This window comes from Nitrospira sp. (assembly GCA_030653545.1).
GTDB lineage: Bacteria > Nitrospirota > Nitrospiria > Nitrospirales > Nitrospiraceae > Nitrospira_D.
Genome location: JAURZE010000038.1, coordinates 160,776 through 176,426 on the forward strand (window position 1 = coordinate 160,776; position 15,651 = coordinate 176,426).

10 protein-coding genes and 2 rRNA genes are annotated in these 15,651 nt (G+C 58.8%); 3 read left to right on the forward strand and 9 right to left on the reverse strand.

Features of this window, described 5'->3' with window-relative positions:
• Positions 1-6: 6 nt before the first annotated feature.
• From Q7U39_18895 to Q7U39_18910, 4 genes are all read right to left on the reverse strand, one after another.
• The gene (locus tag Q7U39_18895; GenBank protein MDO9120030.1) at positions 7-1,185 is read right to left on the reverse strand and encodes a restriction endonuclease subunit S; all 1,179 of its coding nucleotides are present in this window, start codon (positions 1,183-1,185) and stop codon (positions 7-9) included.
• Positions 1,182-2,636: an N-6 DNA methylase gene (locus tag Q7U39_18900; GenBank protein MDO9120031.1), complete on the reverse strand. Its 1,455-nt coding sequence runs from the start codon at positions 2,634-2,636 to the stop codon at positions 1,182-1,184. Before Q7U39_18900 ends, Q7U39_18895 begins: the two co-directional genes overlap by 4 nt.
• Positions 2,637-2,993: 357 nt before the next feature.
• Positions 2,994-3,272 carry a DUF2442 domain-containing protein gene (locus Q7U39_18905; protein MDO9120032.1) on the reverse strand — a complete coding sequence of 93 codons (279 nt, stop codon included), beginning with the start codon at positions 3,270-3,272 and terminating at the stop codon, positions 2,994-2,996.
• The gene (locus Q7U39_18910; protein MDO9120033.1) at positions 3,269-3,559 is read right to left on the reverse strand and encodes a nucleotidyltransferase family protein; all 291 of its coding nucleotides are present in this window, start codon (positions 3,557-3,559) and stop codon (positions 3,269-3,271) included. The genes Q7U39_18905 and Q7U39_18910 overlap by 4 nt, the downstream gene beginning before the upstream one ends.
• A 244-nt stretch (positions 3,560-3,803) precedes the next feature.
• Between Q7U39_18910 and Q7U39_18915 the strand changes: the two genes are divergently transcribed.
• Complete coding sequence (locus Q7U39_18915; GenBank protein ID MDO9120034.1) at positions 3,804-4,976, forward strand: YncE family protein; 1,173 nt, start codon at positions 3,804-3,806, stop codon at positions 4,974-4,976.
• A gap of 147 nt (positions 4,977-5,123) precedes the next feature.
• Here Q7U39_18915 and Q7U39_18920 read toward each other — a convergent pair whose 3' ends face one another.
• The 3 genes from Q7U39_18920 to Q7U39_18930 all read right to left on the reverse strand — a co-directional run bounded on the left by Q7U39_18920 (position 5,124) and on the right by Q7U39_18930 (position 7,829).
• A complete protein-coding gene (locus tag Q7U39_18920; protein ID MDO9120035.1) occupies positions 5,124-5,717 on the reverse strand; it encodes a CDP-alcohol phosphatidyltransferase family protein in 594 nt (197 codons plus the stop codon).
• Between the two features lie 181 nt (positions 5,718-5,898).
• Positions 5,899-6,192 (reverse strand): BrnA antitoxin family protein, encoded by a 294-nt coding sequence (locus Q7U39_18925; GenBank protein ID MDO9120036.1) that lies wholly within the window; start codon positions 6,190-6,192, stop codon positions 5,899-5,901.
• 269 nt (positions 6,193-6,461) lie between these two features.
• Positions 6,462-7,829: a dicarboxylate/amino acid:cation symporter gene (locus tag Q7U39_18930; GenBank protein ID MDO9120037.1), complete on the reverse strand. Its 1,368-nt coding sequence runs from the start codon at positions 7,827-7,829 to the stop codon at positions 6,462-6,464.
• Between the two features lie 354 nt (positions 7,830-8,183).
• Between Q7U39_18930 and Q7U39_18935 the strand changes: the two genes are divergently transcribed.
• Positions 8,184-9,920 carry a hypothetical protein gene (locus Q7U39_18935; GenBank protein MDO9120038.1) on the forward strand — a complete coding sequence of 579 codons (1,737 nt, stop codon included), beginning with the start codon at positions 8,184-8,186 and terminating at the stop codon, positions 9,918-9,920.
• A 6-nt stretch (positions 9,921-9,926) separates the two neighbouring features.
• Positions 9,927-12,155, forward strand: a complete 2,229-nt coding sequence (locus Q7U39_18940; GenBank protein ID MDO9120039.1) for an ATP-binding protein — start codon at positions 9,927-9,929, stop codon at positions 12,153-12,155.
• Positions 12,156-12,383: 228 nt separating this feature from the next.
• Here Q7U39_18940 and rrf read toward each other — a convergent pair.
• Both rrf and Q7U39_18950 read right to left on the reverse strand, forming a co-directional pair.
• A 5S ribosomal RNA gene (gene rrf, locus Q7U39_18945) occupies positions 12,384-12,500 on the reverse strand.
• A 142-nt stretch (positions 12,501-12,642) separates the two neighbouring features.
• Positions 12,643-15,649, reverse strand: a 23S ribosomal RNA gene (locus Q7U39_18950).
• Between the last annotated feature and the right edge of the window lie 2 nt (positions 15,650-15,651).

Below are 15,651 nucleotides of genomic sequence, written 5' to 3' on the forward strand. Positions count from 1 at the left end.
ATGCCCCTACAGTTGACCGGCAAAGGCCTGGTGCAGCAGCGACTTCTTCAATTCGTCCAGCGCGGCGAGCTTTTGCTGATAGATGGATTCGAGGCGTTTGGTTTCTTGGCGGAGGTCCATCAGTCTTTCGGCGATTCGTCTTTGATCTACGGCTGGAGGAATTGGAATCGGATATTTCGCAACGCTCCGTGCTCCGAGATTGGGCTGGGCAGCTCCATTCTCAAATCCTTTGATGAGCCCCTGTCCGAATGGGCTGGTGAGAAAGAAATAGAGAAACTTGCTGTCCAGAAGTGACGACGGGCGGACAATGACCAGAGAAGACGCGACTGCGCCCTCGGTGAGCGGATCGACAAAAGCGGTTTTACCAAGCGTTGCACCTCTCAAGCAATAAACCAAGTCGCCTGTCTGAATCTTACCACTGCGAAGCGAGTCGAATTTCTCCCGAGTGATAAAGTTCATTTCTTTCATAGAAAGAGTTCCGTCAGGCTGAATGTGTCCCGTATTAATCCAAGGAATCCCGGACTGAACATACTCATGGCGGTTGGGATAGTTTTTCCCACGATCACCATTCTCAAACTCGCACACATCGCCGAGTGTCTTCTCCACCCACCCCTTTCCGCGCTGAGTGAAGACCGATTGGAGGTGGCTTTCGAAGAGGGCGCGGGCGTTGTGGAGGTTCTTTTCTGCGTTGGCTGTGGCGGTGGCCAGGCCCTCAAACGCTTCGTCGAGGATGCCGACGATCCGCTGCTGTTCGGGGAGCGGAGGAAGCGCAATTTTCAATCCAAGAACCTGCTCCCGTGAGATTCCAGGGATTGCCGCGCCGGTGGACAATGATTGGAAGTGGTCAAACGTCGAACTGAGGATCGCATGGACAAATCTAGAGTCAGCGCCCGTTACCCGCACAGCCATCAACTGGCGACTTATCGCAACTTCGTCTTGGTCTAGCAAGTTGATTTTGCCGACGCCTGATCCTTTGACAGTAATCAGAACGTCACCACACTTTGCTTTGACCTTCGGATGTTCTGTCCACTTCGAGATGACCGGATTCAAAGGCCCAAAGTCGGAAGGGCCAGTGAGATAGCCGACGCCGCGAGACTCTGTGTTGTAGTCTTTCGCCTCGATATGCTGACCAGAAATGAGTTGGCACAACTGCCCTAGTGTTTTCGTTGGCCACCCCTTCTTCATAGCAACGCCCTGATATTCCTCAACACCTCCGCGCTCTCCTTATCCAGCGCAGCAATCTCGTCCATGATGTCCTCCGGACTGCGGTGCGTGATGGCCTCTCCACCGTTCGGGTTCTTCACGGAGAGATCGAAGGTCGTCTGGTCGATGGTCTTCGCATCCACGCTCCAACTCTTGGGTGAGTCGGCGAAGGTCTTCTGCAATTTAACGAACTCAGCGAGGTCGGCGTCGTTGAGCGGGTTGGTCTTGCCGAGGCTGCGGCCCGGGTCTAGCTGGTAGAACCAGACCTTGCGTGTCGGCGCACCTTTGTCGAAGAAGAGCACCACGGTCTTCACACCCGCGCCCTGAAACGTGCCGCCGGGACAGTCGAGCACGGTGTGCAGATTGCAGCTCTCCAAGAGCAATTTGCGTAGGCTCACAGAAGCGTTGTCGGTGTTGGAGAGGAACGTATTCTTGATGACCACGCCGCCGCGTCCGCCCGCCCTGAGCATCTTGATGAAATGTTGGAGGAACAGAAACGCCGTCTCGCCGGTGCGGATGGGGAAGTTCTGCTGCACTTCCTTCCGCTCTTTCCCTCCGAAGGGCGGATTGGCCAGCACGACGTCATAGCGGTCCTTCTCCTGAATGTCGGCGAGGTTCTCGGTGAGCGTGTTGGTGTGGATGATGTTCGGTGCCTCGATGCCATGCAGAATCATGTTCATGATCGCCATGACGTAGGCGAGGGACTTCTTTTCCTTCCCGTAGAAGGTGCGGGTTTGGAGCGTGGTGAGGTCTTTCGTCGTCAGGTTGCCCTTTGACTTCAAGTAGTCGAAGGCCTCGCACAAGAAGCCCGCCGACCCGCAGGCCCCGTCGTAGATCTTGTCGCCGATCTTCGGTTTGACCACCTGCACCATGGCGCGAATGAGCGGACGCGGGGTGTAATACTCGCCGCCGTTGCGCCCGGCGTTGCCCATGTTCTTGATCTTGGCTTCGTAGAGGTGCGACAGCTCGTGCTTTTCGGTCTGCGAGCGGAAGCGCAGTTCGTCGATGTGGTCGATGATCTCGCGGAGGTTGTAGCCGCTCTGGATCCTGTTCTTAATTTCGCCGAAGATTTCACCGATCTTGTACTCGATGGTGTTCGGCCCGCTGGCCTTCTGCTTGAAGCTGTGCAGGTAGGGAAAGAGCTTCAGATTGACGAACTCGCTCAAATCACTGCCGGTCAGGGCCTTATTGTGATCGAGCTTGCCGTCTTTCCCCTTGGGCGCGGCCCAGCTCTCCCAGCGAAAATCTTTGTCGAGAATGAAGCTGTATCGTTTGCCCTCCAGCTTCGCTTCGTCGGCCTTATCCTGCTCCAACCCATCGAGATACTTGAGGAACAACAACCACGAGGTCTGCTCGGTATAGTCCAGCTCGGTAGTACAGCCAGCCTCCTTCCGAAGCACATCATCAATATTTCTAAACGCTTGTTCAAACATGCAGAAATTCTCCGCGCAGCGGTGAGGGAACGGAGGGCGCAGAATACCCTGTTATTGCCAGGAAATCACCCCGCCTTTTAGGGGACGTGACACGCCGCTGGTGACAGGTGAACGGTGAAACACGCTCGTCGGCGCTGTGTTCTGCGCGTTCTGACGCCCCGCCCCGTAGGACTACTAGGGCCGAGTCGTGAATTTCCTGAGGCCGACGCCGAAACGGTGACAGGGACCAGGTAAACGATGGACATGTGGGAGGCGGAAGACGTGAGCCGTCACACGTTGGGGGGAGCGGACGTGCTGGGTGCTGAGTATGGGGATTCAGGCTACAGCCGAGAGAGGGAGAGAACCAGATCAGACGACCTAGTGGCTGCCGACTTTGATCTCGTAGGTTGGGATGGGCATTCCGGTGACACGGGCATAGAGGACGGCGGGATCGAGGTCGGCTCCGTTTGGCCAATAGATGGTGCCAAGATCTGGATGAACACTGAGTTCCCTGAAGCGGTCGAGATTCTTCAGCGGAGCAAACACACCTTCAAACTTCATCACCGCCGAAAGATCGAGCTCACCCACGACGCCATCTTCAAAGCGTAGACGAACGTCATAGCCCTCCAAGGCGGTGGCTGCTACGATGTCTTTCATAGGGCAACGGCATCTTTCAGCACGTCTTTTCGAACCAGGCGGCGGAGCCCGCGCTCGGATGCGACGTCGACAGAGCGCTTGAGCAGCCGTTCCAGATCGAGTACCAACGCCGCATGGTCCAGCAGGCTTCGACCTTCTTCCATCTCGACGAGAAAGTCGATGTCACTGTTCCGACGAGCGGTGCCGCGCGCGACTGATCCGAATACCCGTACCTTTCGCGCACCATGCCGTGCGGCAATTTGGAGGATTTGGCTTCGTTTGGACTGGAGTAGTTGGCGGATGCTCATCTCATGTCTCCTGCGCGTAGTGTAGCCAAAACCCGCCGGGAACTCCAGCAATGCGCCCCTCTCAGTCCCTGGAAGTGCTGAGTGCTCCACGGAAGTCCTGAGTCCTTGGTACTGAGTTGAGGGCGTAAGAGCTGAAGACGGGAACTGCGGGACTAGGGGGGATCGGCCTCAGAGGGTTTACCGATTGATTCGAGCTTGGGAGAAGAGTACCGTTTTCACTGTTCCCACCAGAAAGGAGGCAATCATGCGACGCTTCCGAATCCTCTTCGTCACTGTTGTGCTGCTCCTCTCCTCTACGGCCCTGGCTTCAGCTGAAATTCTGGCTCTCTTGAACTATGAGAGCAAGCCGGGCCAGCCGGTGCGGCGCGAAGGCATCGCCATCATGGACATTGATCCCGACTCTGCGGACTTCGGGAAGATCCTGATGGAGATTCCCCTTCCGCCCGACCTCGTCGCGCACCACATTTTCTTCAATCGCGACCGGAGCAAGGCTTATATCACGTCCTTGGGGAAAAGCCTGTTGCATGTCATAGACCTCACCCATTTCCCCTATCGCCTGCGTGCGATTGATGTGCCGGACTGCCAGGTCGGCGAGGATCTCGTCGTCTCGGAAGATAACCGGACCTGGTACCTCACCTGTATGGGTTCGAGCAAGGTGATTATGGGCGACGCGCGCCTCGATAAACCGATCAAGACGATCAGCGCGGCGGCACCGGCAGCGGCCTACATTCTGTATCCGCACGGGATTGCGATTCATAATGGTATCGATCGCGTCCTCGTCACCAGCTCCGTCAAGCCGGATATGTCGGAGGTGGGTGAGTCGGTTACGGTACTGGAAGCCAGTACCGGGAACGTGCTCTCGACGCACAAAATCTCGACGAAACCTTCTCCCGCGAAATCCGCTCCCGTCGAAATCATGTTCAGCCCGAAGGCTGATCCTCCCGTGGTGCACATCACCAATATGATGGAAGGGACGCTGTGGGCCGGAGTCTGGGATCCGAAGGCCCGGTCGTTTTCCTTCAATCAGGTCGATGACTTCGGTCCACGGGAACAAGGGATGCCGTTGGAAATGCTTTACAACAAAAAAGGGGACCGCTTGTTCGTCACCACGGCCAAGCCGGGGTATGTGAATCTGTATGACAATACCGATCCGCGGCAGCCGAAGTTCCTCAAAACGATTGCCGCCGCTGCCGGCGCTCATCATAGTGTGCTGTCGCCCGATGAACGGTACCTCTTCGTCCAGAATAGTCTGCTGAATTTGGATGGCCTGAGCGACGGGTCCATCACGGTGATCGACCTGAAGAACGACACAGTCCTGGGGAGCATCGACACGTTGAAAGCGCAGGGGTTCAACCCCAACTGCATCATGCTGCTGCCGAATCATTTTCAGGAGAGCAGCATGCGGGCGAGCCGGTGAGGAGGGAAAGACTCTGCTGAGTGGATTGCGCGCGTCGAACGAGGGCCCACACCTATTTCACCCGCCCGCCCTCGCGGCGCCAAGACGCCGCGTACTCCCAACGGGCCGCGCGTTCCACGAGCAGGAAGACGACCAGGCTGCCCGCCCCTATACCTTGGGAATGCGGATGGTGCTGATCATCAAGCTGCCGGAGAGGACGAAGAGCAAGGACAAGGGGTGCAGGTCGCAGGGCCCGACGGTCCAGACGCCCCAATAGAGCTGCTCGCCCAGCCGGTCTTGCCAGGCGGCCAGGGCCAGGACGGCGGTCAACACGACGGTGGTGGGAATGGGCGTGCCTTCGAAGTAGGCCACTGTGTCCTTCCCCGCGGACAGCGTTTCGGCGGTGACGTTGTACCGGGCCAGCCGGCTGACGCCGCAACAGACGAAATAGGTGAGTGCGATCCAGTCCCACCCTCCCTGCAAGCCGGCGGCATACCCGAGCGCGGCGGGCGCGACTCCGAACGAGATGACGTCGGCCAGCGAATCCAGCTCCCGCCCGAGCGGCGATTGCATGTGCCGCCAGCGGGCGACCCGGCCGTCGAGCCAGTCGAAGAGGAGGGCCGCCGGCGCCAGGGCGGTGGCGGCGAGGAAATGGGACGCCGACTGATTCCCCATGTAGCGCATGCTCAACAAGACGGCCGCGAGCCCGCAGGCGCCGTTCCCGAGCGTGAGGAAGTCAGCCAGGTGAAACTGGCGGATCATCGAGAAGTATTTGCGAGGAGTCCTTGCCACTGCGGGGCAATCTACGACGGAGTCCGGCAAATGTCCAGGAGGCTTCGTCAGGCTGTGAAGCCGATGCGGCGGGATTTGGAGGCGGGCTCTGTCATGAGTTCGCGAATGGCTTCGAAGACGATCCGGAACTGGCCGTCCCCCCACGCACATCCTACGCCGCCTTCGCGGCAGCTTTTTCTAAGAGCTCATGAATCAGGGATTGATAGGGCTTCCCTTGCTTGGCGGCCATCTTGCGAAGCTGGCTCAACAGCGTCGGAGAGAGACGAATCGCGATCAACTGCTTCGCCCTACCGGTGGTCGGCCTGCCCACCCGACGCATACGCCGTAATTCCGCGTCCGTCGCCTCCGGAATGTCGGAGAAATCAATCTGCGCGTCCGGTATAGGCCTGACGCTCTTTCCGGCTCGCCTGCCTTGCGCTGATGATCCGGATGGTTTCTTTTTCATGGTTTCTCCTTCGTATCGTATACACCACGAAGAGGATTCGCCCTGCCAGTGATTGTCCTATACGCCGGCGACGATGCTCATAGGCGGAGTGTTCTGAATCTTCTCCGTCCAAGGCATTGGCATCGACAAAGATCATCGAGGCCTCTTCGAATGGGATCCGTGTTTTTCGAAGTTGGCACTCGCCTTCTTACTGTCCCACGTAAACACATTCTCGTATATACACGAATAGAGCCCCTGCCGGCAAGACTACCGGGACTGCCGAGTGCGTCTCAGAACCGCTGCGGTTCTGCTGGAGGAGCCGTTTCTGATTGAGGCTGGATCGCGACCGGCACTGTGACAGGCGCTGTAGCCTGAGCCCCCTGCCCCGCGTCGAGGAGGATGGCGACGAGCATGTCGCTCATGACGTTTACGCCGGAACGGGCGCGGGCGATGATCCAGTCCACCGTCATGATGAGCGGGATCGCCGCGATGATGACGTGGTCCGGCAATCCGGCGGCGGCCAACACGAGCGGCAGGACGATCAACCCCGCTTCCGGAATGCCGGCGACGCCCGCCCCGGCGATGATCGACGCGAGGACGATCAAGACTTGTTTGGCCATCGGCAGGTCATACCCCAGCGCCTGAGCGAGAAACAGCGCGGCCATGGCTTCGTAAAGGGTGATGCCATCGTTATTGAGGTTCGTCCCGACGCAGGCCGCGAGCCGCGAGGATTGTGCGGAGACCTGCATACGCTCCAAACACCGAAGAGTGACGGGCACGGTGGCGAGACTGCTGTTGCAGGACACCGCCGTCATGATCGCGTCGACCCCCTGCCCCAGATAGATCTTGGGATTCTTTTTCCCGACCAGCCAGGCGACGAGCGGATAGTAGAGGAGTGAATGGATGGCGAGGCCTGCCAGCATGGCGACAAGGAAGATCCACAGCACGGAGAAGACGCCGACGCCCGATTTCCCCACGACCTGGGCGACGACGCCGAAGACGGCGAGCGGCACAGCCAGGATGATCCAGCCGAGGATCTGCACGAGCCAACCATAGATGCGCTCGATTCCCTGCACGAGTGCCAAGACCACCCCGCCCGCTTGGCCTGACCGGCCGTGCAGGTAGCGCAGGGTCGCGCCCAGGACGAGCGCGAGGAGCACGACACCGATGATGTTGTTGCTGGAAAAGGGATCCGCGATGGTGCGCGGAATATAGGACGCCAGATACTCGATCGGGCTCTGCGAGCCGGCCTGCACGTTGGCCAGCGCCGACGACGAAAGCGTGGTGCCGGGTACGAGGTGGAGGAGTTCATCGACATGGCCCAGCCAGGCCAGGCCCGGCTGCCAGAAGTTCATGATGGCCAGGCCGATGGCCATGGCGACGGAGACATTCACCAGACAAATGACCAGCAGCTTGCCGCCCTGGCGAAGCGGAATGCTGGTACGGATCAACGCATCGAGGATCGCAAAGAAGATGAGCGGGATCGCAAGTGTCTTCAGGAGCGTGACGACGAACAGGCCGAGCTTGCCCAGCTGCTCATTCCGCAGACCGCCGAGATAGGGGTCCTGACCGAAGATGGCGCCAAGGCACGCACCACAGGCGACGGCGATGAGGACTTGCGTATAGAGCGGCGGCATTCCGCGCAAAGACGTGTGCATCAGGGCCTCTCGTGAGTCGCGGCAGCATACCTGTTTCGCCATCCAAACGCACCCCGACGCGGGCCACTCACTCCCGCCTGAATCTTTGGACCGTACAGCGGCATGCGGCAGACGGCCTTAGTCGTATAGATCCGACCGGCCATGCCGTGCGGCGACGACTGGGGCCGCTTGCGTCGTTGACAGAGAGGACGCCGTTAGTTGACAAACAAGGGATCGCGGACAATAGTACAAGACACGTCTCGACTGTCTCTGTCCCGCCGCCATGGCGGTTTCCCGTCCGCGGACCCGGCGTCCCCATACTCGACAGCCCCGCGAGAATAGACGGTGCTTTGGACCGAGAAGGAGAGGAAGTTCATGCTCCAGACGATCCCAGACCAACTTGTCATCAGTCTTCCCGTCGTCGCTGATTTCCAGGGCACATTATCGAGGGGGGTCACCCAGGATCTCGGCCTCTCATGCCTGTCTTTCGTGACCGACTCCCCCGCGTCGGTCGGCACGTCGCTTTCAGTGCTCTTCCACTTCGGCCGGAATGTCGCCTATATGCCGCTGGCCGGCCGGGTCACAGCCGTGACGGAGGACGCCGACGTCTCACCCGCCCAGTTTCGCATCGAGATCGAGTTGCCCTCGCTCGGCGAGGCCGAACGGCGCGTCCTCGAATCCGCATTCCAGGAACTCGCGACATACCTGGACAGTCTCGGCGCTCCCGACAACGTGGCGCGCGCGGCGGCCCGCGCCGAACTGGTCACGGCCAATCCCCGCTCCATTCTCTCGTTGTTTATCACCGATAATCCCTTTGCCCTCCCCTATCGCCTGCCCCTCGTCGCCGAGGCGCCGCCACGCAGCGCGGTGCCACCGGCCGGAGCACCGCCCGCGACGCTACCGTCGGACCCGACACCGAAGGCCGCTCCGATCCGCGCCACGGGGGCGACGACCTGGTCCTGGAGCCTGGTCGCGGAAGGCTTCCGACTCGCCGCGCAACTGTTGCGCGACCTGGCGATCCGCTTCCTGCCGGGGCGGGTCGCGCGCCTGTTCGTGACGCCGATTTCGTTCGCCTTCATCGGACACCCCCGCATGCTGGACGATGTGCCGCGGAAGTTTCCCTTCGCCCGCCTCCTGCCCACCCGATTGGTGGAGCGGTGGTTCCGCTATCAATGGCCCTTTGTCGCCTCGTACATTACCGGCCTGACGATGGCGGACGGGACGCCGACGACGGGCGCGATGCTCATTTCTCCGTTGACGACGGAACAGATGATTCGCAATCCCCGCCTGGCCCGTCAGCGGGTGCTGCAAACCGTCCGCCTCGCCGAAAAGATGGGCGCCACGATCGCCGGGCTGGGGGCCTTCACGTCGATCGTGACCCGCGACGGCCGCGATCTCGAAGGCAAGGTGCAGCTGGGCTTAACGACAGGCAACCCCCATTCGGCGGCGATCGCCGTGCAGAATGTGCTGGAGGCCGCAGCCCTGACGAATCTCAGCCTGCCGCACGCGACAGCCGCGATTGTGGGCGGCGCCGGTTCAGTCGGCTCCTCCTGTGCCAAGATGCTGGCCCGGCTGGTCGCCCGGCTCATTATCATCGACATTAAGAAGGATGCTGTCCAGACGCTGCTTACGGACCTCGCCTGCCAGCCGGCCGCCGCAGAGGGCACGTCGAATCTCGATTGCGTCCGCGAGGCCGATATTGTCATCGCCGCCACAAACAATCCGTACATTCTTCTGACGGCGGCCCACTTGAAGCCCGGCGCGATCGTAATCGATGCGGCCCAGCCCAAGAATGTCTCCGAAGAGATTCCTCGCCAGCGGCCCGACGTGCTCGTGATCGAATCGGCTGTGGTATGCACCCCCGACGTGGACGTGCACTTCGATCTCGATCTCGCTCAGGGCGAAGCGCTCGGCTGTCTCTCGGAAACGATGATTTTGACCGCCATCGGATGGCACGGGCACTACTCTCTCGGCAAAGCCGACCCGGCATTGGCCGCCCATATGATCGCCTCGGGCCGGGCTCTGGGGTTCCGCCTGGCGAAATTTCGCAACTCAAGCGGCTATGTGACCGACGAGCAGCTCTCCACCATCGCCCGAGCCAGAATGGCGTAACAGACCATGACCACCTCCGGCTACGCGATCAACGTGCATGCGATTCCCATGTTGCTCATGGGAGGCGTCACGCTCGGACTGGGACTGCTGGTCTACCGGTCAAACCACCGGTCCGCCGCCCATCGCCACTTCCTCGTCCTGTGCGCAAGCATTGCCCTGTGGCTCACCGCTACCAGCATCGGGCTCTGTGCCTCCACGCCGGAGCAGGCGTTGGCCTGGTTCCGGCTCGATAACGTCGGCGTCATGTTCATTTCCGTCGCGTTTTACGCCTTCTCCGCAGAGTTTCTTCGGCTGCCGCGCTCACGGTTCATCCGGCTGGGCTACGGGCTGGCCGCCCTGCTGGCCCTGGCCGTCGTCTTCCGCGACGATTTCGTGACGGGCGTTCGTCTCTACCGATGGGGGTATTTCCCACAGTGGGGCCCGGCGAGCGCCCTGTTCTTTCTTGTGTTCTTCGCTTACATGACCGCGGCCTTTACCGACTACGTGTGCGCCTACCGCAGGGCCACGACTCCGATCAGACGCCAGCAGATCAAATTCGTCCTGATTGCCTTTGTGATCGCCTACCTGGGCTCGGTGGATTTCTTTCCCGCGTTTGGGTACGACCTGTATCCCTTCGGCTACGTGCCCATTTTCCTGCTGACCGTGGTGGTGACGATCGCCATTCTCCGGTACCACCTGCTGGATGCCGCCCTGTTCGTGTCGATGAGTGCGACCTATCTCCCCCTGGTCCCCTTCACGCTGGCGCTCGCGCTGCTCGCACAGGGACTGAGCGACCTCTCCCCCCTCGCACTGGCAAGCGTGCTCGCGGGCGCCACCGTGGCGTTCACCGCTCTGTACGTCACCTTCCAGCCATGGCTGCAATCGGCGCTCAACAAAGCGCTGTTTCCCTGCCGGTATGACGCCTACAACACGTTGACGCGCTTCAGCCACGCCATGGTCATGAATCTCGATCTCGTCAATTTACAGCAGGAGATCGTGCGGACGCTGCAGACCGTCCTGCGCATCGAGAAACTGTCCCTGTTTCTCTTCGACAAAGAGGCGGGCCGCTACGCGTTGAAAGCCTCGCACGGAGTGGACGAGGCCCTGGCCCATTCCATCCGGCTCACGAGCTCTGAATCGTTTGCGCGCTTTCTCCTGGAGCGCAACCAGCCAATCGTCAAAGAAGAACTACAGGACGACCCTCCTGGCCCGGACGACCTAGTGATGCCCGGTCTGCTCGACACACTGACGACGATGGACTCGGAGGTCTGTCTTCCACTGGTCAATAAATCCCGCCTGATCGGATTTGTGAACCTGGGGCACAAGCCTTCGCTGGACTTCTATTCCCAGGATGAACTCAATCTGCTCCGCTCGCTGGCCGACAGTGCGGCCATTGCGCTCGACAATGCGATGCTCTACGAGGACTGGAAACAGACTCAGCTCCTCATCCGGCGAGCGGACCGCCTGCGCTCGCTCGAAACGATCGCGGGGGGATTCGCCCACGAGATACGGAACCCCTTAACTTCGATCAAGACCTTCATCCAGTTGGCGCCCTCTCGGCGCGATGACGCCGACTTTATGAACTCGTTCAGCGCCGTGGTGGCCGACGATCTGGCGCGTATCGAACGCCTGATCGAAGAGATTCTCGACTATGCCCGCTATATGAAACCCAAGTTCTCATCGGAATCGCTGAACGAGATCGTCGCGTCCTGCCTCCACTTCATCGAGGTGAAGGCTTCGACGCTGGGGGTGACAATCGAGAAGCACCTGGCCGAGCCGTTGGCGCCGATCATGGTGGATCGACAACAGATCAAGCAGGTGTTGATGAATCTGATCCTGAACGCCATGGACGCGATGAAGGTCCAGGGAGGACGGTTGAGCGTCGTCACGCAGCACCTGACTCGACTCGACGGAACGCGATGGATTCAGATCCAGGTCTCGGATACCGGCTGCGGAATTGCCCCCGAGGATCTCCCCCACATCTTCGATCCCTTTTTCACCACGAAACATGAAAGCACTGAGCATGCCGGAACCGGACTCGGGCTTTCCATCGTCCACCAGATCATTCAGGAACATGCCGGGAAAGTGGAGGCCCGCAGCACGGTCGGCCAAGGCACCGTCTTCACGCTCGTCCTCCCGGACAAGCCCCACGCAGAAACAGCCGAGCGGCCTGCGTCTCCTTCTCCAGGAAAACTGGTGTTCCTCCCGCGTCTCCCACCTCACCTTACCGGACAGACCGGAACCGACGGGCCCTAACGTTCGCAGCGAGCCCCGATTCGAACTTGCTCTCTCCCCTTCAAGATCCTGCCCTTCTTCTATGCAGGCAATAAAAAAGCCTGCTGATATGAATCAGCAGGCTTCACTTTCCATTGTGGCCGATGGCCTTACTGCTAGCCAGGTAAACAGGCCCAGTTCTTCAGGACGTTGATACCGATCTCAAAATAAGAAAGCCTGCTGGCTTTCACCAGCAGGCTTCTTTTTGTAACCCGGCATCGTCCTACTTTCCCACTGCCTCGCGGCAGCAGTATCATCGGCCTTGGAGGGCTTAACTTCCGTGTTCGGTATGGGAACGGGTGTGGCCCCTCCGGCAAGGACACCGGGAACATTGAATACGTCTTGATTGGTGCGTGCTGTGTGTAGATCGGTTCGAAGTCCGCGCATAGCGCATCACTCAGAACGTTTCATCAGCACTCCGTGACGCGTTCTGCGCGCCGCGGTAAGACCATGTCTATCAGGAGCAAAGGATGTTAAACCGCACGACCGATTAGTACTGGTTAGCTACAGCGCTTACACGCCTTCCACACCCAGCCTATCAAACTCGTGGTCTACAAGTGGTCTTTAGGTAGCATATTGCTACGGGAGAGCTTATCTTGAGGCACGCTTCTCGCTTAGATGCTTTCAGCGATTATCGCTTCCGAACATAGCTACCCGGCGCTGCCGCTGGCGCGACAACCGGCACACTAGAGGTCCGTCCTTCACAGTCCTCTCGTACTAGTGAAAGCCCCTCTCAACTCTCCTCCGCCCACAACAGATAGGGACCGAACTGTCTCACGACGTTCTGAACCCAACTCTCGTACCGCTTTAATAGGCGAACAGCCTAACCCTTGGGACCAGCTTCAGCCCCAGGATGCGATGAGTCGACATCGAGGTGCCAAACCTCCCCGTCGATGTGAACTCTTGGGGGAGATCAGCCTGTTATCCCCGGCGTACCTTTTATCCGTTGAGCGATGGCCCTTCCACGCAGAACCACCGGATCACTAAGTCCGACTTTCGTCTCTGCTCGAGCTGTCACTCTCGCAGTCAAGCTCCCTTATGCCTTTGCACTCGACGGCTGATTACCGACCAGCCTGAGGGAACCTTTGAACGCCTCCGTTACTTTTTGGGAGGCGACCGCCCCAGTCAAACTACCCGCCAGACACTGTCTTCGCTCTGGATTACAGAGCCGAGTTAGAATATCAGAACGTTCAGGGTGGTATTTCAACGTTGCCTCCACCCGACCTAGCGGCCAGGCTTCACAGGCTCCCACCTATCCTACACAGCGCATTCCAACATCCAATGTCAAGTTGTAGTAAAGGTGCACAGGGTCTTTCCGTCTAGTTGCGGGCACCCGGCTTCTTCACCGGAACAACAAATTCGCTGAGTCACTTCCCGAGACAGCGCTCCAGTCGTTACGCCATTCATGCAGGTCGGAACTTACCCGACAAGGAATTTCGCTACCTTAGGACCGTTATAGTTACGGCCGCCGTTTACTGGGGCTTCCCTTCAGAGCGTTGCCTTGCGGCTAACTCCTCCGGTTAACCTTCCAGCACCGGGCAGGCGTCAGACCCTATACGTCCACTTGCGTGTTCGCAGAGTCCTGTGTTTTTGGTAAACAGTCGCTAGAGCCACTTTATTGCAACCACGTTCGGCTTAATTTGTACAATCTCACCTACGCGTGGCACCCCTTCTCCCGAAGTTACGGGGCTAAATTGCAAAGTTCCTTAGGAAGTGTTCTCTCACGCCCCTTGGTATATTCTACCCACCTACCTGTGTCGGATTGCGGTACGGACACTATCATAACTCGCTACGAGGCTTTTCTCGGCAGCATGGGATCAGCCCGTTTATGGCCTTGCGGCCTCCCCATCACCTCTCGGCGTTAATGGCCCCGCGGATTTGCCGACGAGACCCGCCTACGGGCTTGGACCGGGTATTCCAGGGACCCGGCGGTGCCTACCCTTCTGCGTCCCCCCTTCGCTGATAACGCTATGACAGTGGTACAGGAATGTTGACCTGTTTTCCATCGCCTACGCCTCTCGGCCTCGGCTTAGGGTCCGACTCACCCTGACCTGACGAACATAGGCCAGGAAACCTTAGGTTTACGGGGATGATGATTCTCACATCATTAATCGCTACTTATGCCTGCATAATCTCTTCTCTCCGCTCCAGCTGTCCTTGTCGGTCAACCTTCACAGCTGAGAGAATGCTCCTCTACCACTCAGCCCTTGCGGGTGAGTCCATAGCTTCGGTGGCAAACTTGAGCCCCGTTATATTTTCGGCGCATCATCGCTCGACCAGTGAGCTATTACGCACTCTTTAAAGGATGGCTGCTTCTAAGCCAACCTCCTGGCTGTCTGAGCGACAATACAACCTTTCCCACTTAGCTTGCGCTTAGGGACCTTAGCTGATGGTCTGGGCTATTTCCCTTTTGACCACGGATCTTAGCACCCGTAGTCTAACTCCCGTGCGTCCAGTAACGGCATTCGGAGTTTGATTGAGTTCAGTAGCGTTGGAACGCCCCTAGCTCATTCAGTGCTCTACCTCCGTCACGGCTGTCACGAGGCTAACCCTAAAGTTATTTCGAGGAGAACCAGCAATAACGAAGTTTGATTAGCCTTTCACCCCTACCCACAGCTCATCCGAGCTTTTTGCAACAAACATCAGTTCAGGCCTCCTTCGACTGTTACGTCGAATTCGCCTTGGCCATGGGTAGATCACTTCGCTTCGGGTCTATCCTACGCAACTAAATGCCCAGTTTGGACTCGCTTTCGCTACGGCTCCGGCTTTCCGCCTTAACCTTGCTGCGCAAGATAACTCGCAGGCTCATTAAGCAAAAGGCACACGATCAGGCATTCCCTTGCGGGCATAGCCCTTTCGTTGCTTGTAGGTGTACGGTTTCAGGTTCTATTTCACTCCCCTCACCGGGGTTCTTTTCACCTTTCCCTCACGGTACTGGTGCGCTATCGGTCATCAGCGAGTATTTAGCCTTGGAACGTGGTCGTCCCGGATTCCCACAGGGTTTCTCGGGCCCCGTGGTACTCAGGATCTCTGTCCAACAAGTCAGGGTCATGTCGCTTACAGGGCTGTCACCTTCTATGGCCGGCCTTTCCAGACCGTTCTGCTATGATCCTGATTTTTGACTTGCCGACGGGTCCGTATCACCGTCTAACAGAGACCTACAACACCGCAGCGACAACGCACACGGGCTTGACATCACTGCGGTTTGGGCTATTCCCTTTTCGCTCGCCACTACTTGGGGAATCTCGGTTGATTTCTATTCCTGCAGGTACTGAGATGTTTCACTTCCCTGCGTGGGCTTCTCGTCACCTATGTATTCAGTGACGGATAGGCGGCATTAATCGCCTGGGTTTCCCCATTCGGACATCCTCGGATCACGGCCTGCTTGCGGCTTCCCGAGGCTTATCGCAGCTAGCTACGTCCTTCATCGCCTGCTGATGCCAGGGCATTCACCGTACACCCTTAGTAGCTTAACAAT

Bases quoted from the DNA above. Each gene is read 5' to 3' on its own strand.
- Q7U39_18895 (MDO9120030.1), bottom strand. From the start codon at position 1,185: ATGAAGAAGGGGTGGCCAACGAAAACACTAGGGCAGTTGTGCCAACTC.
- Q7U39_18900 (MDO9120031.1), bottom strand. From the start codon at position 2,636: ATGTTTGAACAAGCGTTTAGAAATATTGATGATGTGCTTCGGAAGGAG.
- Q7U39_18905 (MDO9120032.1), bottom strand. From the start codon at position 3,272: ATGAAAGACATCGTAGCAGCCACCGCCTTGGAGGGCTATGACGTTCGT.
- Q7U39_18910 (MDO9120033.1), bottom strand. From the start codon at position 3,559: ATGAGCATCCGCCAACTACTCCAGTCCAAACGAAGCCAAATCCTCCAA.
- Q7U39_18915 (MDO9120034.1), top strand. From the start codon at position 3,804: ATGCGACGCTTCCGAATCCTCTTCGTCACTGTTGTGCTGCTCCTCTCC.
- Q7U39_18920 (MDO9120035.1), bottom strand. From the start codon at position 5,717: ATGATCCGCCAGTTTCACCTGGCTGACTTCCTCACGCTCGGGAACGGC.
- Q7U39_18925 (MDO9120036.1), bottom strand. From the start codon at position 6,192: ATGAAAAAGAAACCATCCGGATCATCAGCGCAAGGCAGGCGAGCCGGA.
- Q7U39_18930 (MDO9120037.1), bottom strand. From the start codon at position 7,829: ATGCACACGTCTTTGCGCGGAATGCCGCCGCTCTATACGCAAGTCCTC.
- Q7U39_18935 (MDO9120038.1), top strand. From the start codon at position 8,184: ATGCTCCAGACGATCCCAGACCAACTTGTCATCAGTCTTCCCGTCGTC.
- Q7U39_18940 (MDO9120039.1), top strand. From the start codon at position 9,927: ATGACCACCTCCGGCTACGCGATCAACGTGCATGCGATTCCCATGTTG.